General features: G+C 56.7%; 22 protein-coding genes and 1 other RNA gene. 10 read left to right on the top strand and 13 right to left on the bottom strand.

What is annotated here, in order from left to right; all coding sequences use genetic code 11:
* Positions 1-3: 3 nt before the first annotated feature.
* The 6 genes from murF to TH468_RS11030 all read right to left on the bottom strand — a co-directional run bounded on the left by murF (position 4) and on the right by TH468_RS11030 (position 6621).
* Complete coding sequence (gene murF / locus TH468_RS11055; RefSeq protein WP_085644058.1) at positions 4-1434, bottom strand: UDP-N-acetylmuramoyl-tripeptide--D-alanyl-D-alanine ligase; 1431 nt, start codon at positions 1432-1434, stop codon at positions 4-6.
* Positions 1435-1499: 65 nt separating this feature from the next.
* Positions 1500-2960 (bottom strand): UDP-N-acetylmuramoyl-L-alanyl-D-glutamate--2,6-diaminopimelate ligase, encoded by a 1461-nt coding sequence (locus TH468_RS11050; RefSeq protein ID WP_085644056.1) that lies wholly within the window; start codon positions 2958-2960, stop codon positions 1500-1502.
* Positions 2947-4665 carry a penicillin-binding protein 2 gene (locus TH468_RS11045; protein WP_085644054.1) on the bottom strand — a complete coding sequence of 573 codons (1719 nt, stop codon included), beginning with the start codon at positions 4663-4665 and terminating at the stop codon, positions 2947-2949. The genes TH468_RS11050 and TH468_RS11045 overlap by 14 nt, the downstream gene beginning before the upstream one ends.
* A complete protein-coding gene (locus TH468_RS11040) occupies positions 4662-5105 on the bottom strand; it encodes a hypothetical protein (RefSeq protein WP_085644052.1) in 444 nt (147 codons plus the stop codon). Before TH468_RS11040 ends, TH468_RS11045 begins: the two co-directional genes overlap by 4 nt.
* A complete protein-coding gene (rsmH, locus tag TH468_RS11035; RefSeq protein WP_085644050.1) occupies positions 5102-6085 on the bottom strand; it encodes a 16S rRNA (cytosine(1402)-N(4))-methyltransferase RsmH in 984 nt (327 codons plus the stop codon). Before rsmH ends, TH468_RS11040 begins: the two co-directional genes overlap by 4 nt.
* Complete coding sequence (locus tag TH468_RS11030; RefSeq protein WP_085644048.1) at positions 6085-6621, bottom strand: division/cell wall cluster transcriptional repressor MraZ; 537 nt, start codon at positions 6619-6621, stop codon at positions 6085-6087. The genes rsmH and TH468_RS11030 overlap by 1 nt, the downstream gene beginning before the upstream one ends.
* A gap of 616 nt (positions 6622-7237) precedes the next feature.
* Here TH468_RS11030 and TH468_RS11025 point away from each other — a divergent pair.
* Entirely contained in the window at positions 7238-7903 is a 666-nt protein-coding gene (locus TH468_RS11025) for a hypothetical protein (protein WP_246832296.1), read from the top strand.
* 152 nt (positions 7904-8055) lie between these two features.
* On the top strand, positions 8056-9099 hold the full coding sequence (gene corA, locus TH468_RS11020; RefSeq protein WP_085644044.1) for a magnesium/cobalt transporter CorA: 1044 nt from the start codon (positions 8056-8058) through the stop codon (positions 9097-9099).
* Here the strand turns inward: corA and TH468_RS11015 are convergent.
* Positions 9096-10067, bottom strand: coding sequence for a GlxA family transcriptional regulator (locus TH468_RS11015; RefSeq protein WP_246832295.1), 972 nt, complete (start codon positions 10065-10067; stop codon positions 9096-9098). The two genes, corA and TH468_RS11015, sit on opposite strands and share 4 nt — an antisense overlap.
* A 96-nt stretch (positions 10068-10163) precedes the next feature.
* On the opposite strand from TH468_RS11015, the gene TH468_RS11010 reads away from it, so the two are divergent.
* Both TH468_RS11010 and TH468_RS11005 read left to right on the top strand, forming a co-directional pair.
* The gene (locus TH468_RS11010) at positions 10164-10736 is read left to right on the top strand and encodes a cysteine hydrolase family protein (RefSeq protein ID WP_085644040.1); all 573 of its coding nucleotides are present in this window, start codon (positions 10164-10166) and stop codon (positions 10734-10736) included.
* 70 nt (positions 10737-10806) lie between these two features.
* On the top strand, positions 10807-11427 hold the full coding sequence (locus TH468_RS11005) for a pyridoxamine 5'-phosphate oxidase family protein (RefSeq protein WP_085644038.1): 621 nt from the start codon (positions 10807-10809) through the stop codon (positions 11425-11427).
* Between the two features lie 81 nt (positions 11428-11508).
* Here the strand turns inward: TH468_RS11005 and rnpB are convergent.
* An RNA gene (rnpB, locus tag TH468_RS11000) (RNase P RNA component class A) lies at positions 11509-11904 on the bottom strand.
* A gap of 199 nt (positions 11905-12103) precedes the next feature.
* Between rnpB and TH468_RS10995 the strand changes: the two genes are divergently transcribed.
* Complete coding sequence (locus TH468_RS10995) at positions 12104-12916, top strand: ABC transporter substrate-binding protein (RefSeq protein ID WP_085644036.1); 813 nt, start codon at positions 12104-12106, stop codon at positions 12914-12916.
* A gap of 8 nt (positions 12917-12924) precedes the next feature.
* Here TH468_RS10995 and TH468_RS10990 read toward each other — a convergent pair whose 3' ends face one another.
* The 4 genes from TH468_RS10990 to TH468_RS10975 form a co-directional block, all read right to left on the bottom strand.
* Complete coding sequence (locus TH468_RS10990) at positions 12925-13653, bottom strand: N-acetylmuramoyl-L-alanine amidase (RefSeq protein WP_085644034.1); 729 nt, start codon at positions 13651-13653, stop codon at positions 12925-12927.
* Between the two features lie 15 nt (positions 13654-13668).
* Positions 13669-14541 (bottom strand): DMT family transporter, encoded by an 873-nt coding sequence (locus TH468_RS10985; protein ID WP_085644032.1) that lies wholly within the window; start codon positions 14539-14541, stop codon positions 13669-13671.
* Positions 14542-14707: 166 nt separating this feature from the next.
* Positions 14708-16540, bottom strand: coding sequence for an ATP-binding cassette domain-containing protein (locus tag TH468_RS10980; RefSeq protein ID WP_085644235.1), 1833 nt, complete (start codon positions 16538-16540; stop codon positions 14708-14710).
* A gap of 107 nt (positions 16541-16647) precedes the next feature.
* Positions 16648-17421 (bottom strand): TerB family tellurite resistance protein, encoded by a 774-nt coding sequence (locus tag TH468_RS10975; protein ID WP_085644233.1) that lies wholly within the window; start codon positions 17419-17421, stop codon positions 16648-16650.
* Between the two features lie 225 nt (positions 17422-17646).
* Between TH468_RS10975 and TH468_RS10970 the strand changes: the two genes are divergently transcribed.
* The 3 genes from TH468_RS10970 to TH468_RS10960 all read left to right on the top strand — a co-directional run bounded on the left by TH468_RS10970 (position 17647) and on the right by TH468_RS10960 (position 22519).
* Positions 17647-19641, top strand: coding sequence for a methyl-accepting chemotaxis protein (locus TH468_RS10970; protein WP_085644231.1), 1995 nt, complete (start codon positions 17647-17649; stop codon positions 19639-19641).
* Positions 19642-19893: 252 nt separating this feature from the next.
* Positions 19894-21858, top strand: a complete 1965-nt coding sequence (locus tag TH468_RS10965; protein WP_085644030.1) for a methyl-accepting chemotaxis protein — start codon at positions 19894-19896, stop codon at positions 21856-21858.
* A 136-nt stretch (positions 21859-21994) separates the two neighbouring features.
* Entirely contained in the window at positions 21995-22519 is a 525-nt protein-coding gene (locus TH468_RS10960) for a winged helix DNA-binding protein (RefSeq protein WP_085644027.1), read from the top strand.
* A 77-nt stretch (positions 22520-22596) separates the two neighbouring features.
* Here TH468_RS10960 and TH468_RS10955 read toward each other — a convergent pair whose 3' ends face one another.
* Positions 22597-23346, bottom strand: coding sequence for an SDR family oxidoreductase (locus TH468_RS10955; RefSeq protein WP_085644025.1), 750 nt, complete (start codon positions 23344-23346; stop codon positions 22597-22599).
* A gap of 260 nt (positions 23347-23606) precedes the next feature.
* Between TH468_RS10955 and TH468_RS10950 the strand changes: the two genes are divergently transcribed.
* Both TH468_RS10950 and TH468_RS10945 read left to right on the top strand, forming a co-directional pair.
* On the top strand, positions 23607-24581 hold the full coding sequence (locus tag TH468_RS10950) for a TRAP transporter substrate-binding protein (RefSeq protein WP_085644023.1): 975 nt from the start codon (positions 23607-23609) through the stop codon (positions 24579-24581).
* Between the two features lie 127 nt (positions 24582-24708).
* Positions 24709-25221, top strand: a complete 513-nt coding sequence (locus TH468_RS10945; protein ID WP_085644020.1) for a TRAP transporter small permease — start codon at positions 24709-24711, stop codon at positions 25219-25221.
* Positions 25222-25231: the final 10 nt, after the last annotated feature.

The raw sequence follows: 25231 nt of genomic DNA, 5'->3' as shown, positions 1-25231 counted from the left end.
GTCTTAATTTTTAGAGGGTGCGCCAGATGCGCCATCCGATGATTTTAAGGCCGAGACAATTTTCGAAACGTAAATGCCAAGCGATCCTTTGATCAAAACCACGTCACCGGCCTGCAAATCGGCCTTGATCGGCGTGATTGCGTCTTCGGCGGTGTCAAAATGGCCGGCAAGAAGGTCGGCTGGCAGGGTTTCCGTCAGGTTGGCCATTAACGGGCCGACCGTATAAACACGTTCGATGCCAAGGGCAACCAGCGGTTGGTGCAGGTCTGCATGCATTTTTTGCGCATCATCGCCAAGTTCGCGCATATCGCCCAGAACCGCGATTTTGCGCCCTGATCCTTCGGGTTTGCTTTGCGCCAGCACGCTTAAACCCGCCATCATCGAGGTCGGGTTGGCGTTATAGGCATCGTCAATCAGGGTATAGGTGCCATCGACCCCATTGGGCAGCGGCAGAATGTGGGTTTCGCCGCGACCGGCGGGCGGGGTGAAATCGGCCAGATCCTGTGCGGCGCGCAGCACATCACCGCCGATTGCATCAACGCAAGCCAGAACCGCAAGCGAGTTCATGACCCAGTGTTCGCCGGGGCAGCCGATGAAATATTCGATATCGCGGCCGCCAATGCGGGCGCGCACGGCAGAGCCATTGGCGACAATGTTGGCTTCGAACAGGCGGTAATCGGCCATGGCATCAGTGCCAAAGCATTTGATATTTTTAATGCCGAGTTCCTTGGCCCGACGCGCCAATGCAAAATAATGCATGTTGTCGCGGTTCAGGATCACGGTGCCGTCGGTATCCAGGCCATCGAAGATTTCCGATTTCGCCTGTGCGATTTCGGCCTCGTCCTTGAAGAATTCGGTATGGGCGCCGACGACGGTTGTGATCAGGGCGACCTTGGGGCGGACCATTTTGACCAGCGGGCTGATTTCGCCGGGATGGTTCATGCCGATTTCAAATACGCCATATTCCGCTGCCACCGGCAGGGTGGCGAGGCTCATGGGGACACCCCAATGATTATTGAAGCTGGCCGGGCTGGCGTGGGTCTGACCCTGTTCGTTCAGAACGTATTTAAGGGCTTCCTTGGTGCCGGTTTTGCCGACAGAGCCGGTGATCGCGATGATTTTGGCATCGGACCGTTCGCGCCCGGCAAGGCCAAGGCGGACCATGGCATCAAGCGTATCATCGACCACAAGGGCCGGTGCGCCATTGCCAAGGGTTTTGGTGTCCGACACCATGGCGGCGGCACAGCCGTTATCAAGGGCGGTCTGGGCGAATTTATGACCATCGAAATTGGGGCCTTTGAGCGCGATGAACAGATCGCCCTTTGCGGCCTTGCGGCTGTCAATTGATACGCCGGACGCCTGCCAGTTGCCGGTTGCCTTGCCCCCGGTGGCTTTTTCGGCGTCTTTTGCCGTCCATAAAACAGCCTTGGTCATTTTTGGGTTTCTTTCGTATCCGCATCCAGCACGATCTTTGGCGTCGTGGCTGGTTTTAAAATCAATCAGTTACCGCCCAGAAGGATGTTGCGCGCGACCGCGGCATCATCGAAAGGCAGAACCGTATCGCCGACAATCTGGCCTCTTTCATGGCCTTTTCCGGCAATAATAAGAATATCGTTGCGTTGCAGGATGCCGATGCCGCGTTTGATCGCCTCGGCCCGGTCGCCGATTTCAACCGCACCGTCGCAGGCGGCCTTGATCGCGGCGCGGATTTTGGCCGGGTCTTCGCTTCGCGGGTTGTCATCGGTGATGATGGCGATATCAGCGTTTTCCTTGACCACGCGGCCCATTTCCGGGCGTTTGCCGGTGTCACGATCCCCACCCGCGCCAAAGACGCAGATGATGCGGCCCTTGGCGTGCGGGCGGACGGCCTTGATCACGGTTTCAAGCGCATCAGGGGTGTGGGCGTAATCAACAAAGACCGGCGCGCCGAAGCTGGTTTTGCCAACCAGTTCCATGCGGCCCCGGACACCTTCAAGCTTTTCAAGGGCGGCAACCGCATCATCAACATCGGCACCCGACGCAATGACGATGCCAAGGGCGGCAAGCGCGTTCATCACCTGGAAGGAGCCCATGAGGGGCAGATGCACACCATATTCGCCCTTTTCGATGGCGAGCTTGAGCTTGGTGCCGGTGGCATCGGGTTTGGCTTCGAGCAGTTTGATATCATCGGCAGCAAGGCCATAGGACATCACCGAAATGCCGCGTCCCTCGCACATCGAGCGCAGAATTTTGAATTGCGGGACATCGGCATTCAAGACCGCCGTGCCGTTTTCGGCCAGAAGATCGGCAAACAGGCGGGCCTTGGCGGCGAAGTATTTTTCGAAATTACCGTGATAATCAAGGTGATCACGGGTCAGGTTGGTAAAGGCGGCAACCGTGACTTTCACGCCATCAAGGCGATGCTGATCAAGCCCGTGCGAGGAGGCTTCCATCGCGACATGGGTGACACCGATTTCAGCCATTTCATTAAGGCTTTGATGAAGGGCGACCGGATCGGGCGTGGTCAGCGATCCGGGGATTTTTGCACCCGCAGCGCGAATGCCAAGGGTTCCGATGGAGCCCGACATATTGCCCATGATGGTCCAGAGCTGTTCGGTGAAAACAGCGGTGGAGGTTTTGCCGTTGGTACCGGTGATGGCCGCGATATTGGCCGGTTGTTTGCCATAGAAACGCGCGGCCAGTTGGGCGTAACGCTGTCGCGGGTTTTCCACCGGGATCAGCGGAACCGTTGCGGCGGCGGGTTTGGGCGTGCCGTCCTTTGCCAGGATGGCGGCTGCACCCAGCCGGATCGCATCATTGATGTATTTCGATCCGTCGGTTTTGGCACCAGACAGGGCGGCAAACAGATAGCCATCCTTCACGGTGCGTGAGTCTGCTGTCAGGCCCGTAATGTTCGGGTCCCGTCCGTCGGCATGTTTAAGTGCCGCTTGATCACCTGCCATGAGTTCAGAAAGACGCAAGTTTGCGCTCCCCCTTGCGAAGGTCGATATGCAGCGCTTGCTCAATCTCCGGCGCCTTCGCATTCGCCGGTTCAATGCCCAGAAGGGGAGCAATACGTGTCACAACCTTGCCTACTGCCGGGGCGGACACCCAACCGGCTGTGGCAAATCCATACGTTTCTTTGGTGCCTTTGGGCTCGTCCAGCGTCACCAGAACCACATATTTCGGGTCCTGCATCGGGAAGGCGGCGACAAAGGTCGACATGCGGGCGTTCTTGACATAGCGCCCGTTCACGAGTTTTTCCGACGTCCCGGTTTTACCCCCAAGGAAGTAACCCGGAACTTCAGCCTTTTTGCCCGATCCATCGGTCACGACGAGGCGCATCAGGCGTCGCATCTTGTCCGAGGTTTGCCGGGAAATAACGCGTTCACCCGCCGGTGCGCCGTCCTGTTTGAGGATCGTTGCCGGACGCAAAATGCCGCCATTTGCAAGGGCGGAGATGCCGCTGACGACCTGAAGCGGTGTCACGGCAAGACCATGGCCAAAGGAAATGGTCATGGTGTTCACTTCGCGCCACGGATTGGGCACAAGCGGGGAACCGACTTCGGGCAGCTCGATACGCGGGGTATCGAGAATGCCGAATTTCTTGAGATATTTGCGCTGGGTCTCGGTCCCGAAATCAAGGGCGATGCGGGCAGACCCAATGTTTGACGAATATTTGATGATCTCGGCCACCGACAGCCAGCGGTTTTCGCCGCGATAGTCGCTAATCGCGAAGCGCCCGACGCGGATCGGCTGGGAGGCGTCATACATGCTTTGCAGATTGACGGTGCCGGTTTCAAGCGCAATGGCGGTGTTAAACAGTTTGAACACCGAACCCATTTCATAAACACCGAGCGTCGCACGGTTAAAGCGCGCGTCGGCCGGTGCCTGACCGGGGCGGTGCGGATCAAAATCGGGCAGCGACATCATGCCGAGCACTTCGCCGGTATAGATATCCATGACCATGCCGGTCGCGCCGACCGCGTCATAGGTTTTCATCGCGCTTTCGACTTCTTCCTCAAGCGCGTATTGAATGCGGGTATCGAGCGAGAGTTGCAGCGGGCCGTTATTGATGCGCAGTTCGTTATCGAATTTGCGTTCGACACCGGCAATGCCGTTATTGTCGATATCGGTAAAGCCCAGCACATGGGCAAACAGGCGGCCATGCGGATAGACGCGGCGTTCTTCACGCTGGAAATTCAATCCCGGCACGCCAAGCGAGTTGACGGCATATTGCTGTTCCGGGGTCAGATTGCGACGGATCCAGACGAAAGCCTTTTGCGAGCTTAGATGACGGATCAGGGTATCGCGATCCAGATCGGGCAGGACGGTCAGCAATTGATCAGCCGATCCGACCGGGTCCTTGATCACACGGGCATCGGCATAAAGCGAATTGGTCGGAAGATCGGTCGCAATCAGCATGCCGTTGCGATCAACGATATCGGCACGTTCGGTTTTGAGTTCGCGGGTATCCGATCCCGATGCCATTTCGGGTTCATTGCCCTGACGCAGAACGGTGGCATCGACAAGGCCCGCCGTAATCCAGACAAAGCCGATGGCAAACATCGCACCGGTAATGAAGATGCGGTTGCGCGCGGTTTCAATCGCGTGACGTTCGCGTTGGTCGGGGCTGAGTTCCGGGCGGTCACCGCGCAGCCAGTATGAGAAACGATAGAAGCTCATTGTCCGCCCTCCTGCGCATCGGACCGGGTTGCGGCAAGCGACGGGGCGTTGATGATCATGGCTTCGGCGGCCTCGTCGGGGGCCAGTTCATCGGGACGGGCGCGCGGGACCGGCAGGAAGGCGACGGCCTCGCCGAATTTATCAAGACGGTACTGGTGCAGATCGGCGTCTTCGGGCAGGTCATCGATGCTTGCCATCTGAAGCGGGGCGATCTGATCGAGTTTAAGGTAAGTCTTGGCCAGGCTTTCGATACGCTGCGGATTGTTCAGGTAGCTCCATTCCGCATCAAGAACATGGATGGTTTCCTGTTCATTGAGGATTTCCGACTGAATGGCGGAATAGCGTTTTTCAAGACGTTCGACTTCGTGCGACACCCAATAGGTGCCCGCACCAATCACGATGGTCAGAAACAGCCCGATAAAGGTCATGGCGCGTGTCATTTGCGACCTCCTTTTGTGGCGGGCTGTTCATTGCGGGCAACCGCACGCAGCTTGGCCGAGCGCGCACGCGGATTGGCGCGCAGTTCGTCTTTTTGCGCGGTCACGGCCTTGCGCGTGATGGTGGTGAAGGTCGGAGTTGCGACCTCTGGCTCGCCCGGAAGGCGGCGCGACATTTTCGACGGATCGCCGGAGCGTTCCTTCATGAAGGTTTTGACGCTGCGGTCTTCGAGCGAATGGAAGGTCACGATGACCAGACGGCCACCTGGCTTCAAAAGGTTTTCAGCCGCCTGCATGGCGCGTTCAAGTTCGCCAAGCTCGTCATTGACGTAAATGCGAAGGCCCTGGAAGGTGCGGGTTGCCGGATCAATGCCGTCCTTGGATTTGCGCACGACAGAGCGGACCGCACGGGCCAGTTGCAGGGTGGTTTCAAAGGGTGCCTCGGCACGCATTTCAACGATCTTGTGCGCGACCTTGCGCGATGCGCGTTCCTCGCCATAACGATAGATGACATTGGCGATGTCTTCTTCGTCGGCGGTATTGATGAAATCGGCCGCCGTCGGGCCGGACATCGACATGCGCATGTCGAGCGGCCCGTCTTCGCGGAAGGAAAATCCGCGGTCGGCCTGATCAAGCTGCATGGAAGATACGCCGATATCAAGGACGATGCCGTCAACCTGATCCACGCCAGCAGCGGGCAGAAGAGTGCCCATATCGCCAAAGCAGCCTTCGACCATGTGGAAGCGATTGGCGTAATCGGCTTGCATGGCCTTGCCGGTGGCAACGGCGGTCGGGTCGCGGTCAATGGCGTAAAGTTCGCAATCCGCATGATCGAGAATGGCGCGGGAATATCCACCCGCGCCAAAAGTTCCGTCCACCATGATCTCGCCGGTCCCGGGGGACAGGGCATCGAGAACTTCGCGTAACAGCACCGGCTTGTGCGGGCCATCGCCTGTGGCGAAGCTTAGGTCATGGATGCTCATTACGCGCTCCCCCCATCATCTGGCCCCTCTTCATCCGGGGCGATTTCGCCGGTCGGGGCAGCGGGGCGGCTGCCCGGCGTGAAATCGGATGCCGGTTTCAGTTTGAGGGTCGATCCGCGATTGAAGGTGCGGGTGCGGCTTGCGTCTTGCAGCGGTTTGAAGATTTCCGGGTTCCAGATACGGAAGGTGCGGCCACGGCCGACAAAGGCGACCTGATCTTCGATGCGGGCGAATTCGATCAGTTCCGGGGGCAGAATGATGCGGCCTTCGCCGTCAAACGGCAGCATGTGGGATGCGCCAAGAATGGTATCGGCAAGGTCGTCGGCCTCGTCCGAGAACATCGCCAGTTCGTCAATTGACGCGGCGATGCGGTCCATGTGGCTTTCGCCACAGCCTTCAAGGGCGGCTTCCTTGTGGGATTGGTACAGATAGATGCCAGCGAAGGTTTCGCGTTCCAGGGTCGCACGGAACCGCTTGGGCACGGAGACGCGCCCTTTTCGGTCCAGCTTGTGAATGTGCGTTCCTGTGAACAGCACTTCGCCATTCCCCTGATCAAAAACCCATTTCGAACCGCCAGAGAATGATCAGTTTCCGCGTCGAAATGGATATGCCCCGCATGACACCGTAAATGTGCCTAGTTATGGGGTACCATGGGTTTTGATGGGGGTCAATGGGAATTGATGGGATCAAATAGGGTAATAATGTGGTTTCCTGCGGCTTTGGGGCATGTCGGAATTGGGTGAAAATGGGCCAAAAGTAACCGTTTTCCGGGTGATTTTCGGCTCTCGCCCATCAAAACCCACGCGCGTCCCCATGGGTGCCCATGCAAATCCATGCGCAGACCATTTTTGTCCTGCATGGGATGTGACGGGATGACGGAGAGGCATTTCACGCAACATGGCGATGATCCGGTTTGGGGGGCTGATCCCGGCTTCGGGGATTGGCATTTGATCGTTAATCGGTTTTGATGGGGCAATGTTGCCCGCGATCCAATTCGTGCTGATATGCTATGATGGTGATCCTGATGCGGGGCGGCGTCAGGACAGGCGAAGGGAACGAGTGTTGCGGAAAAAAGCTGCCATATTGTTAATGACTTGTGCCGTTGTGGCAGTTTTGGGCATTCGGGCATCGGTGTATGCCCAGAGCCTTCAGATGGATAAGGGCAGTGCGACAATCACGCCCGAGGTCACGTCGCCAGAAATGCGCCAGTTATTGCCACTGATCATGAAGCAGTTGCAGAACAATCCGCAATTGATGGGGCAGTTCGGGCTTGGTGGATTGGGCGCGCTTAACGGACTGGGCGGGCTTGAGGATGGCGAGGGCATGCCGACGGGGACTGGCGCCAACGGCACGGGTGCGGCGGCAATCCCCGGACTTGAGGATGCGATTGCCAAGGCGCTGGCAAAGCAGAATGCGGCGAGCGCCGCCGCAACCGGCATCCCCGAACAGGTCACGATGTATCGGCAGCAATATCATCCGATCGATATGGATCATGACGGGCGGATCAGTGCGGACGAGGCGGCGGCCTATGCGAGCTGGATGTTCCGGCGGCGTGATATCAATGGCGACAGTGTTCTGGTGGCGCGTGAATTTGCCGCGGTCGAGGCATTGCCGGGGTCGTCTGAAGCCAACCGCCAGCGGCTGCGGACCGAAAGCCGACGGCTGGAATTGCTGTTTGGTAGCGTTGATGCCAATTCTGACAAAATGATCAGCAAGGATGAGTTCCTTACCTATGCCAAGGCGCAATTTGATGAAAAACGCGGGAACGATGCGGACATTGATCCGTTTGAGTTTCAGACGGTTCTGCCGTTTCAATAGCGCGATGATGCGCCTTGGCGGTGTTTAACCGATTTGTCATGGCTTGGCGCGTGACAGAACGGGGCCTTCGGGCCTATGACAGGAAACGCACAAGCCCCAAATAGACCGGTACCCGGCAATGTCCGGTAATCTGGCGCGGATGGAGAGTGACCATGGACAGCAACGAATTTTTTGCCCCGGCCCGGACGCCGTCGGACGATACCGCCGCACCGGCGGACGATGCTGCGTTGGTCAGTAGCGGCGATGCTGTTGATGGCGAAATCAGTGCTGCGGAAAGTGTCGTAAAACCGCCAAAGGCGGAACGCACACCGGTCTGGATTGATCTTTTGAATCCGTCGTCTGACGAGGTCAAAGAGATTGAAAAACGGTTTTCCATCGAGGTCCCGACGCGCGAGGAAATGCAGGAGATCGAGCTTTCATCGCGGTTATATGACGAAGATGGCGCGCTTTTCATGACGGTATCGGTGCTTAACAAGGCCAATAGTGACGAGCCGGAAACGACTGCCATCACCTTTATCCTGGTCAAAAAGACCCTGATCACGCTGCGCTATGCCGACCCGGTGCCGTTCAAGACCTTTATCCGGCGGGTCAATCGCAGCCCGTCGCTGGCATCCAGCGCCGAGGCGGTTCTGTTCGGGTTGCTGGAACAGATTGTTGATCGGCTGGCCGATATCATGGAACAGGCGGCCGCCGACCTTGAAGGGTTGTCAAACATCGTTTTCGCCAATCCCGATGACCCGGCCCATGATCAGGATCACCGGGCGGTTCTGCGTCGCATCGGGCGGGCCGGGAACCTTTCGGGCAAGGCCAAGGACAGCTTGCTGAACCTGCATCGGCTGGGGCTTTTCCTGTCGACGCAGACGCGGCTTAAAAAGGATGCCAAGACGCGGCTTAAAACCATTTCGCGCGATATCGTGTCGATCACCGAGCATGCCAATTTCATCGCCAACAAGGTGACGTTCCTGCTTGATGCGACGCTGGGCATGATCAATCTGGAACAGAACAATATCATCAAGATTTTCTCGGTCGCAGCAGCGGCGTTTCTGCCGCCGACCCTGATCGCGAGCATTTATGGCATGAACTTCAAAGTCATGCCGGAACTGGATTGGCAGTTTGGTTATCCGCTGGCGATTGGCTTGATGGTGCTGTCGGCTGTTCTGCCGCTTTGGTATTTCAAGCGGAAGGGCTGGCTTTAGGTGGTGGCTTTAAATCGTTCGCGGTAGTCGTTGGGCGCGACGCCCAGATGTTTGACGAAGCAGCGGCGCATGCGTTCGTCATCGCCAAAGCCGCACGTGATGGCGATCTGGCTTATGCGTTTGTCGGTTTGTTCAAGGGCGGTTCTTGCGGCTTCGAGGCGCATCAGTTCGACTGCGCGCGCCGGGCTTAGGCCGGTGGCGGATTTGTAGGTACGCGAAAAGTTGCGCGGGCTCATGCCCGTCTGTTTGGCGAGGTCTTCGACCGAAAGCCGGGTTTGAAGGTTTTGCGTGATCCAGCCATGCAGATCATCAAAGCGCCCGGTGCTGTCATTGGCCTGATGTTCGAGCGGCAGGCTGAATTGTGACTGGCCGCCGGGACGGCGGATGAAGACGATCAGGCTGCGCGCCACGGCAAGGGCGACGTCCCGGCCATGATCCTGTTCGATCATCGCGACCGCCATATCAATCCCCGTCGTCACCCCGGCCGATGTCCAGACCGGTCCATCGCGAACAAAGATCGGATCGGGGGCGACACGGCTTTGTGGGAACATGGCTTGCAGACGATCACACCAGCGCCAGTGCGTGACACAGGCGCGATCATCAAGCATTCCGGCGGCACCCAGAATAAACGCCCCGATACAGACCGACCCGATGCGGGTAATTTTACCCCGGTGTTTTTCAAGCCAGCCGATCAGATTGGCATCGCCCAGCGCATCAAGCATTTCATCGGACCCGGCGGCGATCAGAGTGTGGATTTCACCCGGATCAAGATCGGCAAGGGCGACGGTATCAAGCGCGATGCCGGTATCGGTCATGATCGGGCCGCCGTGGCTTGAGGCCAATATGGTGCGATAAAGCGGGGTGCCGGTTGCCGGATCGCGGGCCTCGTGAAAGGCCTGTAAGGGGCCGGTGACATCGAGCATCACGGTTTGTGGGGTGAGGATGAAAACGATGAGGCGGGGTATCACGCAGCATTGTCCTGAAATGAGGGGTTATTGTCATTTATGCCATTTTGGGGTCGGGTAATCTAGGGCCAACATTCAAACGCGCCGGAGAGATTGAGAATGACCGAAACCAAAACCGCAAATACCGCCCTGATCCTGATTGACTGGCAGCAGGGTTTTGCCGATCTGGATTATTGGGGGCAGCGCAATAATCCGGGGGCGGAGGCCAATGGCGCAAGGCTTCTGGCGCATTGGCGGGCCAAGGGCGCACCGGTGATCCATGTGCGCCATGATTCAACAACCCCGATATCGCGCCTGCATTCTGATCATCCGGGGCATGAATTTATTGAGTTTGCCACACCGAAGGATGGTGAGCCGGTTTATGGCAAGCAGGTCAATTCGGCGTTTATCGGAACGAGCCTTGAGGCCGATTTGCGGGCACGCGGGATCAACCGGATCGTTTGTTGCGGGATTTCGACCGATCATTGCGTGAATACCACGACGCGGATGGCGGGGAACCTTGGCTTTGAGGTCACGATTGTCAGTGATGCCTGTTTTGCGTTTGAGCGCAAATTGCCCGATGGGCGGGTGTTTGGGGCCGATCTTGTGCATGATGTGGCATTGGCGAGCTTGAATGGCGAGTTTGCCAAAGTTTGCACGACGGAGCAGATGATCGGGGGGGATTGCGATTGACTTGCATCTGGGTTTGTCGCAGTTTTGGCGCCCGTCACCATCATAATCGTCCCCGGAAAAGGTTTGCCCCATGACCAAGATCGATACTGCCGAGAAACTGCGCGAGATTTACGGAATGCCGATGGAATTGGCGGTTGCCAAGGCATTGACGAAACTTGATCCGCATTGCCGGCATTTTATCGAACTGGCACCCTTTGCGGTGATTTCATCGGCTGATGCCAAGGGCAATGCCGATGTCAGCCCGCGCGGCGACGGGCCGGGCTTTATCAAGGTTCTGGATGACAACACGCTTCTAATGCCGGATCGTCCGGGCAACAATCGCGTTGATACGTTATCGAACATCATTGAAAACCCGAATGTCGGGATGCTGTTTTTCGTGCCCGGTTTCAACGATACGCTGCGTGTGAATGGCACGGCGGAAATCCATAATGATCCGGCATTGCTGGCGCATTTTGCCGATACGCCAAAACCGCCGATCACGGTGATCAAAATCCGGGTCGCGGAAGCGTTCCTGCATTGTGCGAAATCGCTGATGCGTTCCAAGCTTTGGAGCATCGAGAGCCAGGTTGATCGCAAGGTGATGCCGACCCTTGGCAAGATCATCAAGGATCAGACGGCAGCGAATTTCGACGTCGGCACCCAGGAAGAAGCCGACAAACATTTCGCGCAATCCATCGCCGAACGCGGATAAGGCGGATCGCGCATAGCCCGGATCGGGCATTTCACGGCGGGGCAGGTCCCCGCCGATCTGTTATCGGCATCAGAAAAAGAAATAACCAGATGGCCTGTAAGCCGGGTTCTGTCCATGCGGCGAACCGCACTGGATGGCCATTCATCTGGGACGCCCGTCGCCGGACGCCTCCTGCAACCAACCCGAATGGTGGCGCGGAAACCCGCCTGCCGACAATGCCGAAGCATCCGGCCGACCATTCCTATTAGGTTTTGCTCCCGGTGGGGTTTACCATGCGTCCCGCATTGCTGAAGGACCGGTGCGCTCTTACCGCACCCTTTCACCCTTTCCTGATGGCTTGCGCGATCAGGTGGTTTGCTTTCTGTGGCACTTTCCCTAGGGTCGCCCCCGCCAGCCGTTAACTGGCACCGTATTTCCATGGAGCCCGGACTTTCCTCCCCCGTTCCGAAGAACAGGGGCGGCCATCCGGCCATCTGGTGGGCGTGATGTAGGTGACATTGGTCGCGTCGTCAAGAAAAAGCAGTGGCTACAGGGACTTATACGATCGTTATTTTAACCATGCCAAAAACGCATAGAAGCCCGGAAATCTGCGGGTTTGCCATATCCCTCTAAAGGGGGTATTTCGTGTTTCCGGGCTCATATTGATGATGCCGGATTTTCATTTGAAGGATTGGCCATGCGTGCGGCGCTTTGGATTTCAGGCGCAATATTGATCTTTTGTGCTGTGTCTTTTGGGGCGCAGGCGAAAGACGTGCGTCTGTGCTATGACGACTGGCCGCCTTATGCCTATGACGATCAGGGTGTTGCCCGCGGGCTTGCGGTGGATATGGCGACCAAATTCCTTGAAAATGCCGGGCATTCCGTCAGTTTTGTCGCGATGCCGATGGCGCGGTGCCGTTTCTCGCTGCGCTATGGGGCGGTGGATGGCATGCTGCTCGATGATCTTGCCAAGGCCGATGAAACCGGGCTTGTGATATCGTCCCAGTCCCTCGTGAGCAAGGTGACGGTGGCGGTGGTCAATTCGGGCTTTTGCCTTGGGACCTATCAGGGCGTGCGCAGCCTTGATAACACCAACTGGCTTAAAGTGATCGGGCAGTCCTATCCGGCGGAAATCATTGCCAACGAAACCATGCATCCGGTGGAAGTTGCCGAATATGCCAAGGGGTTCGAGATGCTTAAACGGCACTATGTCGATGTGCTGTTTAGCGATCTGGCCTTTCTGCGTTTTGCTGGCGGGGGTCAGAAAAGCCTGATGGGGTTCAAGGTGCTTTTGCCTGCGGTCGAGGTTGAGGAGCGGTATTTGAGCCTGCGGTCCGATCTGGCGCCAGTGCTGAACGATTTTGACCGTGAAATGGCGCGCGGGCTTCTTACCGGGGGGGTGGATGGTATCTATCACCGGCATCTTGGCTTCAGCCGGGTCGGCTTTGCCCGCTATGTCGGATTGTCGGACGTGCCGATTGCCAATCCGGGCGGGTTGATCGCCCAGTAGGCTTTCCCCTATCGCCCGGCCTGATCAAGCAGGGCGCGCAAAATCCCGATACATTCCGCATCCATTTTTCCCGAAATATCGGCAGGTCGCCAGTGACGCTGAAAGGCGATGCGGCGTTTAAGCGCATCGTTTGGACCGTATCCCAACCGACCCAGCATCGCATCGAATTCGGTTTCGGTGCAGGCGTCATCGCCGTTCGTTTTATCCGCCGTTGGCCATAATCCGATGCCGTTGGCGGCAAGCCGATCCCAAGGGAAAAGCTCGCCCGGGTCTTCCTTGCGGTCCGGGGCCATGTCGGAGTGGGCAATGATTCGGTCAGGTCGTATATCGTGACGGCTCAGAATATCGCGACACAGCGCGATGACGGCGTCGACCTGGATATCGGGAAAGGGACGATACCCAAATTCATGGCCGGGATTGACGATTTCAATGCCGATGGAATTGGAATTCACATCAAGGCATTCCTGCCACTGACCGCGCCCGGCGTGCCAGGCGCGTTTATCCTCGTCCACCAATTGGAAAATGGTGCCGTCTTCCTCGACCAGATAATGGCTGGAAACCGAGGCCGCCGGATCGCACAGACGATCCAGCGCGGCCGCACCGCTTTGCATGCCGGTATAATGCAGGACGAGGATATCGACCTTGCGGTCCCCCTTCGCATCACCGGGCCTGTCGCCGCAATTGGGCGAGGGGCGGGCGATGATGCGGTTCTTCAGGTCGTCATTTCCGGCAGACATTGTGGGCATTGCGGCCTAGTCCATTCCCTGTTCCTGTTGCTGCGGCGGTTTGCGCAGCATGATCACGCCAACACCGGCCAGAACCGTCAGGCCGCCGATGATTTTAAGGGTGCTGATCGGTTCGTTAAAGACAATAAATGATCCGGCAACACTGATCACCGGGGCCAGCAACGACCACGGCACCACCACATTCACATCCTGCGTTTTCAGCAAATGATACCAGAAGCCATAGGCAACGATGGACGACATCACTACGGTGAAACTCGTGTTGGCCCATGCGACCCAGCTTGCATTGAACACGGCATCAACCGCAGCCGGTTCGAGGAACAGCGACAGGATCAGCAGTTGCGGGGCCGCCATCAAAGCCATCCAGCCATTAAGCTGGAAAGTATCGATATTGCCGAGTTTTTTGATCATGACATTGGCAACCGCCCACATGAAGGCGGCAAACACCACCAGCAACAGGGGCAATTGCAGATCGGTCATGGTCGGGTCCCAGAACATGATCATGACCCCGACAAAGGCCAGCGTCATGCCCGAAAGCCGTTTCCAGCCCAGCCGGTCATTGAAGAAATAGGTCGCCAGCATGGAAGAGAACGGCACGCCCAGCAGAACGATAATCGCGACCGGCCCGGCATCAAGGATCGAAAGCGCAAAGAACAGCACCCCGAAATGACCGGTGCCAAAGACGATGGACAGAATGGCGAGACGGCCAAAGCGGCCAGTGGGCATTTTGGTGAAGGGCAAAAGCAGAATGGCAACCGAACCAAAACGGATCGCGGTCAGCATCAGGGGCGGTATTTCAGCGACCGCACCTTTGACGGTCAGCATATTGACGCCCCAGATCACGGCAACGGACAGGGCCATCAGAACGGCTTTGAGGGGCATGGCAGGGGCTTTCGGCAAAGCGCATCGGCGCTGGTGGCGCGTTTGCAGGGTTATCGGTATGCCCCTTCATCGGATGGAAAGAGGTACCCGACAAGTGAATTGTTTTCAGTTGTCGGGTAAATTGTGACCGATCCGAATAGTGCCGTAAAGCATTGGCTGTGAAGTGTTATGACAGCCCGAGTTCCTCGCGGAGCATTTCGAGTTCGAGCCAGCGTTCTTCGCCCGCTTCGAGTTCGGCGCGGGCCGCTGCCATGCGGTCGACCTTTTTCTGGAAGGCATCCGGGTCCTTGGTGAACAGGCTGCCATCGGACAGGGCGGCTTCGATTTCCGCAATCTCGGCCTCGAGCTTGGCGATCTGGCCGGGCAGATTGTCGTATTCGCGCTGGTCCTTGTAGCTCATCTTGCCGGTTGGTTTGGGCTTTGCTGCCTGTGACGAGACGGATTTTTTGCCGCCTTTGCCCGATGTGCTGCCAAGCTTTTCCTCGGCCACGGCGGGGGCGGCGGACAGTTTGCGTTGCGCGACATAATCGGAATAGCCGCCGGGATATTCGGTGGCGATGCCGTTGCCTTCCATCACGATGGATGATGTCACGACGCGATCCAGGAAATCACGGTCGTGGCTGACGAGAAGCAGGGTGCCTTCGTAATCGGCGAGCATTTCCTGCAACAGATCAAGCGTATCCATATCAAGATCGTTGGTCGGTTCGTCCATGATCAGAAGGTTGGTCGGCTTGGCAAGTTGTTTGGCCAGCAAAAGCCGGTTGCGCTCCCCACCCGACAGGGCGCCAACGGGGCTGCGCGCCTGTTTTTCATCAAACAGGAAATCGCGCAGGTAGCTTACGACATGGCGGGGATTGCCGCGCACCATGACCTGATCGCCGCCGATATCGCACAGCGTATCCCAAAGGGTCATGGTGTCATCAAGGGCGGCGCGTTTCTGATCGAAATAGCTGGCATTGAGGTTGGTGCCGATCTTGATCGTGCCGCTATCGGGTTCAAGTTGCCCGGTCAGCATTTTAAGAAGGGTGGTTTTGCCAGCCCCGTTCGGGCCGATAATGCCGACCTTGTCGCCGCGCAGGATACGGGTCGAGAAACCGGTCAGGATCGTGCGGTCGCCAAAGGATTTGGCGATGTCGGTGGCCTCGATCACGACCTTGCCCGAGGTGCTGCCGGCATCGGCGGCAAGCGATACATTGCCGATGCGTTCGATCTGCTGCGATCTGGTTTCGCGCATGTCCCACAGGCGGCGCAGGCGGCCTTGGTTGCGTTTGCGGCGGGCCGAAATGCCCTGTACGGACCAGACGGTTTCCTGGGCGATCAGTTTGTCGAGCTTGGCGCGTTCTTCGGCTTCCTTGCGGAAGATTTCCTCGGACCATTCTTCGAATTTCGAGAAGTTCTGATCGGTGCGGTGCATGACGCCGCGATCAATCCACAGGATGCCGGTTGAAATCGCATTCAGGAAGGCACGGTCGTGCGAGATGACCACAACCGCACCGCGGAAGTTTTTGATCTCGCCCTCAAGCCATTCGATGGTCGGCAGGTCAAGATGGTTGGTCGGCTCGTCCAGCAGAAGGACCTGCGGATCGGCGATCAGGGCGCGGGCAATTGCCGCCCGGCGGCCTTCGCCGCCCGAGAGTTTGGTCGGGTCGGCCTGCGGATCGATATTGACCGAGTCCAGCAGCATATAGACGCGATAGGCATAATCGATTTCATGTTCGTCGAGTGCGGACAGAACATATTCCTCGACCGTCGCAAAGCCGTCGAATTTCGGTTCCTGATTAAGATAGGCGATCTTGCAGCCCGGCTGAACGAACCGTTCGCCGCCATCGGCTTCGATTTCGCCAGCGATGATTTTAAGCAGGGTCGATTTCCCGCCGCCATTGCGCCCGACAAGGCACAGGCGATCCCGATCGCCGATGGCAAAGGATACATCGGAAAACAGATCGTTGCCGCCAAAGGTCAGACGGATATCGTTAATATTGATCAGCGGTGGCGCCATGGAAAAACCGATAAGCTTGAGGTCACAAAAATGTGCCCCCTGCAAACCGCAAATCGCGGCATCTTGCAAGGGAAATCATTGCATGCAGGGCAGACGTGCGTGGCAAACTAGCGAATGCCGCGTTCCTTGCGGATCTGATCCCATGCGGCATTGATGCGGGCCATCTTGTCGTTTGCCTGTTCGATGAATTCGGGTGGCATGCCCTTGGCGATCAGGGTATCGGGATGGTTTTCGCGCGACAGCTTGCGATGGGCGGCCTTGAGGTCATCGTCGCTGGCATCGCGGCCAAGGCCAAGTTGTTCATAGGGATCGGGGCCGCCGGGGCGGGTATAGGCGTGATGCACGCGATCAAAATCAACATCGGCAAAACCAAAGATGGTTGCGACCTTGTGCAGGAACTGTTCTTCGGCCGGATGCAGGGCACCATCGGCCATCGCGATCTGATAGAGCGCTTCGAGAATGCCTTCGAGCAGCGCACGTTCGCCGCGGAACAGAAGGGCGATCTGCTGGGCATAGGGTTCAAAACCGTCCGATGACTTGCGCGCCATGTCAAACAGGCGGCCGACATTCTTTTCCTCGCCCGGCGGAATGTGAAACACGCGCTTGAAGGCGTTGATTTCATCACGCGACACCACGCCATCGACCTTGGCCATCTTGGCCGACAGCACGACAACGGCGGTGGCAAAGGCGACCTGGCGCGCATCCTGCCCGCCGGGGAAGCTGCCCTGTGTACTGCCGGTATAGCCGCCAATGCGGGCGGTTCGGATATTGTGCTTGATCCGGTCGACGACATGACCGGCCGCCGCCCCCAGAATGGCGCCAAGCGGCCCGCCAAGGGCAAAGCCCGCAGTACCGCCAATGATTTTACCCCAGATGCTCATGCTTTTGATCAGGCTCTTGGTTGCGAAAAGGACATTGATCCAGCGCCCGAACGGTTCGGGGCTGACAGGCAAAGCGCATTAGATAGTACAGGTGGCTGACGATACTAGTGCTTAAGTCTATGAAACAGGCTTTTTGGGGCATTTATCTGGAATATTACGTTTTCCGTAATAATATTAATCTTATGGTTGAATTAACCGCAGAAAAAATAATGAATGGGGGGAAAGATGAAATTTCTATCGCGGATGAGGCTGGTCTATCAGATATCGATGGTTGGACTGGTGGCCCTGGTTATTTTTGTTTTCGTTGCCGGGGTTTTGTTTGTCAGTGACCGGCAGCGAAAGGCGGCCGAACAGGAAGCGGCGGACGCAATTGCCGATCAGATTCTTGTCGACCGGGTTTCGCGCGAGTTCCTGAATGCAAGGCGTCGGGAAAAGGATTTTCTGCTGCGTCTGGATGAACAGTTCGTAGTGGCCCATGCGGAAACCGCGGGGGCGGTTCGCAGCGGCCTTGAGGTTCTGGGCAACGATCCGCAATTGGCGGAATTTCGCGAAAATATCGACCTGATCACGACCGAATTCAACAATTACGCAAGTTCGTTTGAAACGGTCGTCGCGTTACAGCGCGACATCGGGCTTGATGGCCAGAGCGGGCTTTTGGGGCGCCTGCATACGGCCGCACAGAATATTGAAAATGCATTGGCGGAAGTTGCCAAGTTCGAGGCGATGCTGGGTCTGAGCCAGACCAAGGACATGTCGATGACCATGTTGAAGATGCGCAGCCTTGAAAAGGATTTTCTTGCACATCCCGATCCGGAAATCATCACGCAGATGGACAGCGAGCTTGCCGCGTTTTTAAAGGCGCTGAATGCCGCGACCAGTATCAAGGATGACAAGAAGGCATCGATGGGGGATCTGATGAAATCCTATGTCGAGGATTTCAAAACCCTGTCGGCGACCATGCTGCAACGTGAAGCGGCCCTTGAAGAATTAAGCACGCATTACAGCAATGCCGAGCCGGTTCTGGAACAGCTTGGTGCGGATATCGGCACCAATGTTGTGCGTATTCAGAAAGAAACCGAACAGATTGCCAAAGCCGCGTTGATGATGACCATCGGGATTTTCGTGGCTGGTGCGGTGTTGCTGGTGGTGTTTTCGATCATTCTGTCACGCGCCATTGTGCATGCGATTGGCGGTCTGACCGGCAAAATGACGCGGCTTGCCGGGAATGATTTTGATGTCGATCTGGGGGAGGTCGACCGCAAGGATGAAATCGGCGAAATGGCACGTGCGGTTCTGGTGTTTCGTGAAAACGGGGTGGAACGCCAGAAACTGGAAGCCGATCAGCGCGCCGCCGAAGAAGCCCAGCGCAAGCGGTTTGAAACGCAGGAAAGCTATATCCGCGAATTTGATACCGAGGTCGTCACGATGATGACGGCGGTTGGCAGCGCGGTCGAGCAATTGCATGCGGTGTCCGAGGTCCTGCGCAACAGCGCCAATACAGCAACCGAACAATCCAGCGCGGTTTCCGCCGGGACCGAGGAAGCATCGTCAAACGTGCAGCTTGTCGCGACGGCCGCGACCGAGCTTTCGGCATCGATCCATGAGATTGCCGGTCAGGTGACCGAAACATCAAGCATGGCGCTTTCGGCCAGTGAACGCGCGCAAAGCACGAATGAGGACATTCAGGGCCTGAATGATGCGGCAATCCGCATTGGCGAGGTTGTCGGGCTGATCAATGATATTGCCGGTCAGACCAACCTTCTGGCGCTGAATGCCACCATCGAGGCGGCGCGCGCCGGTGACGCGGGCAAGGGATTTGCCGTGGTCGCAGGCGAGGTCAAGAACCTTGCCAATCAGACCGCCAAGGCGACGGAGGATATTTCAGCCCAGATCACCGGTATCCAGCAGGCGACGCGTTCGGCCGTTGATGCGATTGACGAAATCGTTCGCATGATCACCGATATCAGCGAACGGGCATCGGCAGTGGCCGCCGCCGTTGAGCAGCAAACCGTGGCGACCAGCGAGATTTCGCAGAATGTCGAACAGGCAGCAGCAGCCACCAGCGAGATTTCAGCCGCCATGCAGGGGGTATCGGGCGCGGTATCCGATACCAATGCAGCGGCAAGTGACGTGCGCGGTTCAGCCGAAAATCTGGGAGAACAAAGTGGCGGTCTGCGCCGACAGATTGATACATTTCTGGAGCACATGAGGTCTCTTTGACGATCCATGTCGCTTTATTTCAAGGCAGCCATCTCGCTCTGGCTGCCTTTTTTTCATTATTGGACCACCGTTATTGTCATAAAACTGTAACAGATACGGCGATGAAAACCCCCCGGTGCAGCCCAAGATAGCAAAAAAGAACAATTTGGAACGCCCGGTCAAAATTCTCGTGCAAAACTATACTAAAGGATGTATAAATATACTTAGGTTTAGTTTTCGGAGTCTACCTTTAGGCTCGTTGGGAGATATGTTATGAGCTTTTTGTCTCGTATGAAGCTGATCTATCAGATTTCGCTGATAGGGTTAGCTGCGCTTTCTATTTTTGCGATCGTTGCCGTGGTGCTGTTTGTTTCTGATTACCAACGCCAAACTGCGGAAACGACTGCCGAGGAAGCACTTGATGACCGACTGATCGTTGACGAGATCGCCCGGGAGTTCCTGAATGCGCGTAGGCGTGAAAAGGACTTTCTGCTGCGATTGGATGAAAAATATGCAGCCGACCATGCTGAAACAGTCAAGATTGTTCAGGCTGGTTTGAACAAGCTGGCTGGTGATCCGGCTCTTGATCGGTTTGATGATCAGATTTCGCTGATTTCGACTTCCTTTGACAATTATGCATCGCAGTTCGAAATCATCGCTGATTTGCAGCAGAAAATTGGTTTGAGTGAAGAAAGTGGCCTGCTTGGCAGTCTGCGTGCGTCCGTACACAACGTCGAAGAAGCACTGGACCAGTACAAGGCCGACAAGCTGACAATCATCATGTTGATGATGCGCCGCCACGAGAAGGATTTTCTGGCGCGAATTGATCCGAAATATGTCACGCGGATAGATGACCGTCTGGCGGAATTCGGCCCGGCACTGGCCGCGGCAGACAGTATTCCCGCTGCCGAAAAGCAGAAAATTGCAGGGCTTATGAAGTCCTATGTAACGGATTTCAAGGCGCTGGCCGACGGTATCCTCAAGCGCGAGGAAGAATTAACCAAGCTTAGCGATTATTACGCCGAGGCCGAACCGGTTCTTCAGCAGCTGAGTGTCGATATTACCGCCATTTCAACGGCGATGAAGGCCGAGGCCGAAGCGATTTCGCGCCGCAGCCTGATCACGACGGTGGTGATGTTTGCGGTTGGCGCATTGGCGTTGCTGGTGCTGTCGGTCTTGCTGTCAAAGGCGATCGTGCGTGCTATTTCCGGATTGACCGTCAAAATGACCCGGCTGGCGGAAAACGATTTTGATGTCGAGATCAACGAAGTCAATCGGGCCGATGAGATCGGCACGATGGGTCGGGCGGTTCTGGTGTTTCGCGAAAATGGCATCGAGCGCGTCAAGCTTGAAGCTGCTCAGCGTGCCGAGGATGAAAAACGGCGCAAACGCATGGAAACTCAGGAAAAGTACATTCGCGAATTTGATGAGGCCGTTGTTACCGTGATGGCCGAGGTTGGCGGCGCGGTCGAGCAATTGCACATGGTGTCAAATGTGCTTCGCAGGAGTGCGGATACTGCGGCAACCCAGTCACTGGCGGTATCGTCGGGAACAGAAGAGGCATCGGCCAATGTGCAGCTTGTCGCGACGGCGGCGACCGAACTTGCGGCATCCATCAACGAGATTTCCGGTCAGGTCAGTGAAACATCGAACATGGCGCAATCGGCAACCGAACGTGCACGCCATACCAATGAAAACATTCAGGGGCTGAATGATGCGGCGCTCAAGATCGGGGAAGTGATTGGCCTGATCAGCGATATCGCCGGGCAGACCAACCTTCTGGCACTGAACGCCACCATCGAGGCCGCCCGTGCAGGCGATGCCGGCAAGGGGTTTGCGGTTGTGGCAAGCGAGGTCAAGAACCTTGCCAACCAGACGGCAAAGGCAACCGAGGACATTACCAGTCAGATCAACGGTATCCAGCAGGCAACCGGATTGGCCGTGGAGGCGATCGATGAAATCGTCCGGATGATTTCGGACATCAGCGAACGGGCCGCTGCGGTTGCCGCCGCAGTCGAACAGCAGACGGTTGCGACCAGCGAGATTTCGCAGAATGTTGAGCAGGCCGCCGCCGGGACCGAGGAAATATCGGCCGCCATGCAGGGGGTATCCGCCGCAGTGGCAGATACCAATGTTGCCGCCAATGATGTGAATGTTTCGGCCGATAATCTTGGTACCCAAAACGGGCATTTGCGCGGTCAGATCGACGGGTTCCTGGAACGCATGCGATCACTTTGATAGCGAAACGTCGACATTAATGTGCAGCCTGGCCTTGTCCAGGCTGCTTTTTTTGCGATAAAATCCCGACAAAGCGTATAAGTGAATGCCACAAAGCGCATCGCGAAAGTTAACAACGGGATTTCAGGAACGCCGCATGACCGACACACCACGGACCGACAAACCACGTATCGTATCATCGTCACATCTTGTTTCGGAACGTGCTGCCGAGCTTTCCGAGCTTGAATTTGCCCTGATCCTGTCGGGCAATGCGTTTAACCGCTGGATGGTGCGCTGCATGCGGGCGGCGGGCATGCCCGATGTTTCGGTTCTTGATATCCTTGTTCTGCATAACGTCAATTCACGCGAGCGGGAAAAAAGCCTGTCGGAGGTCTGTTTCGTTCTGAATGTCGAAGACAGCCATCTGGTCAATTACTCGCTTAAGAAACTGCGCAAGCTGGGGCTGGTTGACGGGATCAAGCGCGGCAAGGAAGTGCATTATTCGACGACCAAGGAAGGCCGCGAGATGTGCGAGAAATACCGCGAAGTGCGTGAGGCCTGTCTGGTGGAGACGTTCCAGCGGCTGGGCGTCAATCACGAGGAAGTCGGCGATGTGGCCAAGACGCTGCGTGCGATTTCGGGCGTTTATGATCAGGCATCGCGTGCGGCAAGTGCAATGTGATCATTTGATCGGGGGTTTCTGGGAAGAAGATGAAAGGCAGCACGATGGTTATCGGGGCTGCCTTTTTCATGTCTGCGTTAGGGCTGCGGTAGAAGCGTTCGGTTATGGGTCGGGGACATGACGATTTCGTTGAAGCAGACCCGTTTGGGGGCTGCGACGACATAGGCGACCATGTCGGCCAGATCGTCGGGCTTTAGCATCAGGGCGCGTTCGTCTTCTTTGATCGGGACGGGGCGCTGATCAAGGATCGGGGTGGCGACTTCACCGGGGCTTATGCAGCAGCAACGGATATTGTTGTGCATTTCTTCCTGATTGATGCTGTGCGACAGGTCGACAACGCCACGTTTGGACGCGACATAGGCCGGGCCTGCGACAGGGAATTCATGTTTTGCCGCCCAGGATGCGATATTGATGATCAGTCCGTCCTTTTGCGCGCGCATGAAGGGCAGGGTCGCGCAAACCGTGTTCGCCACACCATTGAGATTGACCGAAACAATGCGGTGCCAGTCGGCAATATCAAGATCGCGCCAGTGCCGTTTGGGGGTATTCATCCCGGCGCAATTGATCAGGACGTTGATCTGCCCAAAGGAATTTTGAATGTTACGGGCGGCGTCCGCGACCTGATCGCTGTTGCTGATATCAAGCGGATGGATTTCGACCTTTCCGCCATCTGAGGTGATTTCGTTTGCGACCTGCTGGAGTGTTTCTTCGCGGCGCGCAGAAAGCGCCACCCGGGCACCTGCCGCCGCAAGCGATTTTGCGATTGCCTCGCCGATGCCGCTGCCGGCACCAGTGATCCAGACTGATTTCCCCGAAAGATCATGCACGGGCTTTCTCCCTGTTTGTTATTTGCGCGGAGCCTAGCACACGGCCATAAATCGAGGAATATCATATTGATGGCGCGCTCTGTCAGGGCGGGTCTGGGCACCATATCATGCGTAGTTTCCCGCATTTTGCATATCAGCCATGAAATAACATTGACAATTTATCAGTAAAATGTGACCGTTCTGTTGGGAGGCTACTTCGGAGTCACGAGATGCGCGAAAAAATGCATGTCGGCCTCATCACACACAGGGAGACTTGACTGATGCTTAAAAAGGCACTTTCCACCGTTGCAGTTGCGGCCATCACGATGTCGGCCGGTTTTGCCATGGCCGCCGAAAAATGGGATATGGCGACCCCGTATCCGGATGCGACATTCCACACCCAGAACATCATCGAATTTGCCAAGGACGTGAAAGAAGCGACCGGCGGTGAACTGGACATCACCGTTCATTCCGGTGGTTCGCTGTTCAAGCACCCGGACATCAAGCGTTCGGTGCAGCGCGGTCTGGTTCCGGCGGGCGAAACCCTGATTTCGCTTTTGTCGAATGAAGACCCGATTTACGGCGTTGACGCGATCCCGTTCCTTGCGACCAGCTATGACGAAGCCAAAAAGCTTTGGGAAGCATCGCGCCCGGCGATTGAAGAAAAACTGGCCGGTGATGGCCTTAAAGTCCTTTATGCGGTCGCATGGCCAGCACAGGGTCTTTATACCGCAAAGCCGGTTAATTCGGTCGAAGACCTTAAAGGCATGAAGTTCCGTGCCTATAACTCGGCAACGTCGAAACTGGCAGATCTGACCGGCATGGTCGGCACCCAGGTGGAAGTTCCGGAAATCCCGACCGCCTTTGCGACCGGCATTGTCGAAGCGATGATGACCTCGCCGTCGACCGGTGCGAATTCCAAGGCATGGGACTTTGTGCAGAATTTCTATGACGTTCAGGCATGGCTTCCGAAAAACATGGTGATCGTCAATGCCAAGGCATTTGATGCCCTTTCGCCGGAAGTGCAGAAAGCCGTCATGGACGCAGCTGCCAAGGCCGAAACGCGTGGCTGGGAAATGAGCATGGCCGAAACCGACGAGAAGAAAAAGGTTCTGGCCGATAACGGCATGAATGTTGCCGCACCGAGTGACGAGCTGAAAGCCGGTCTTGCCAAGGTTGGCGATCAGATGGTTGCCGATTGGCAGGCCGAAGCAGGTGATGCCGGTGCCGCCATCATCGACGCTTATAAAAAGTAAGCGACGAACCGACTTTTCCGATCCGGGTGAAGATGCCCGGATCGGGACGCCCCGCCGAAATTCATGATATGACTGTCCGTATTGTCAGCCACCACTGGGAAATCCCGCGGGCGGAAAGGGGACTGCTGTGCGCAGATCATTAGATTATTTGTTCAAATTCAGTGCGGGGTTAGCAGCCATTTTTCTGGTTGCCATCGCATTGCTGATCCTGGCGTCGTCGCTGGGCCGGTTTATCGGAATTGCCGTGCATGATGCCAATGAGCTTGCCGGTTTCTCGCTTGCGGCGGGGACGTTTCTGGCGCTTGGTCCGGCACTTCGGGCGGGTACGCATATCCGGGTTCTGATCGTGTTATCCCACCTTAAGGGCGGCGTGCGCCGGGTGGTTGAAAGCATCACTTTGGCGCTAGCAAGTTTCCTGGGCGGGTATTTTGCCTATTGGATGGCCGTGCTGGCCGAGGAAAGTTTTTCGTATGGCGATACGTCGCCCGGTGTTCTGGCCTTTCCATTGTGGATCCCGCAAGCGGCGATGGCCTTTGGACTGATTGTTTTTACCATCGCCATGCTCGAAGCATTGTTTGATGTGGCGCGCGGTCGTGCACCCGGATTTGCATCGCGCGAAGCCAGCGAACTGACGGAATAGGGGGACGGTC

Origin of the sequence: Thalassospira sp. MCCC 1A03138, assembly GCF_002115785.1 — a bacterium.
Lineage (GTDB): Bacteria > Pseudomonadota > Alphaproteobacteria > Rhodospirillales > Thalassospiraceae > Thalassospira.
This window is presented reverse-complemented; position numbering and strand designations above follow the sequence as displayed.

What these genes read in the sequence shown, in the direction of transcription:
- murF (WP_085644058.1), bottom strand. Translation starts at nt 1,434, where the DNA reads ATGACCAAGGCTGTTTTATGGACGGCAAAAGACGCCGAAAAAGCCACC.
- TH468_RS11045 (WP_085644054.1), bottom strand. Translation starts at nt 4,665, where the DNA reads ATGAGCTTCTATCGTTTCTCATACTGGCTGCGCGGTGACCGCCCGGAA.
- TH468_RS11040 (WP_085644052.1), bottom strand. Translation starts at nt 5,105, where the DNA reads ATGACACGCGCCATGACCTTTATCGGGCTGTTTCTGACCATCGTGATT.
- rsmH (WP_085644050.1), bottom strand. Translation starts at nt 6,085, where the DNA reads ATGAGCATCCATGACCTAAGCTTCGCCACAGGCGATGGCCCGCACAAG.
- TH468_RS11025 (WP_246832296.1), top strand. Translation starts at nt 7,238, where the DNA reads ATGGATAAGGGCAGTGCGACAATCACGCCCGAGGTCACGTCGCCAGAA.
- corA (WP_085644044.1), top strand. Translation starts at nt 8,056, where the DNA reads ATGGACAGCAACGAATTTTTTGCCCCGGCCCGGACGCCGTCGGACGAT.
- TH468_RS11010 (WP_085644040.1), top strand. Translation starts at nt 10,164, where the DNA reads ATGACCGAAACCAAAACCGCAAATACCGCCCTGATCCTGATTGACTGG.
- TH468_RS11005 (WP_085644038.1), top strand. Translation starts at nt 10,807, where the DNA reads ATGACCAAGATCGATACTGCCGAGAAACTGCGCGAGATTTACGGAATG.
- TH468_RS10995 (WP_085644036.1), top strand. Translation starts at nt 12,104, where the DNA reads ATGCGTGCGGCGCTTTGGATTTCAGGCGCAATATTGATCTTTTGTGCT.
- TH468_RS10990 (WP_085644034.1), bottom strand. Translation starts at nt 13,653, where the DNA reads ATGTCTGCCGGAAATGACGACCTGAAGAACCGCATCATCGCCCGCCCC.
- TH468_RS10985 (WP_085644032.1), bottom strand. Translation starts at nt 14,541, where the DNA reads ATGCCCCTCAAAGCCGTTCTGATGGCCCTGTCCGTTGCCGTGATCTGG.
- TH468_RS10980 (WP_085644235.1), bottom strand. Translation starts at nt 16,540, where the DNA reads ATGGCGCCACCGCTGATCAATATTAACGATATCCGTCTGACCTTTGGC.
- TH468_RS10975 (WP_085644233.1), bottom strand. Translation starts at nt 17,421, where the DNA reads ATGAGCATCTGGGGTAAAATCATTGGCGGTACTGCGGGCTTTGCCCTT.
- TH468_RS10970 (WP_085644231.1), top strand. Translation starts at nt 17,647, where the DNA reads ATGAAATTTCTATCGCGGATGAGGCTGGTCTATCAGATATCGATGGTT.
- TH468_RS10965 (WP_085644030.1), top strand. Translation starts at nt 19,894, where the DNA reads ATGAGCTTTTTGTCTCGTATGAAGCTGATCTATCAGATTTCGCTGATA.
- TH468_RS10960 (WP_085644027.1), top strand. Translation starts at nt 21,995, where the DNA reads ATGACCGACACACCACGGACCGACAAACCACGTATCGTATCATCGTCA.
- TH468_RS10950 (WP_085644023.1), top strand. Translation starts at nt 23,607, where the DNA reads ATGCTTAAAAAGGCACTTTCCACCGTTGCAGTTGCGGCCATCACGATG.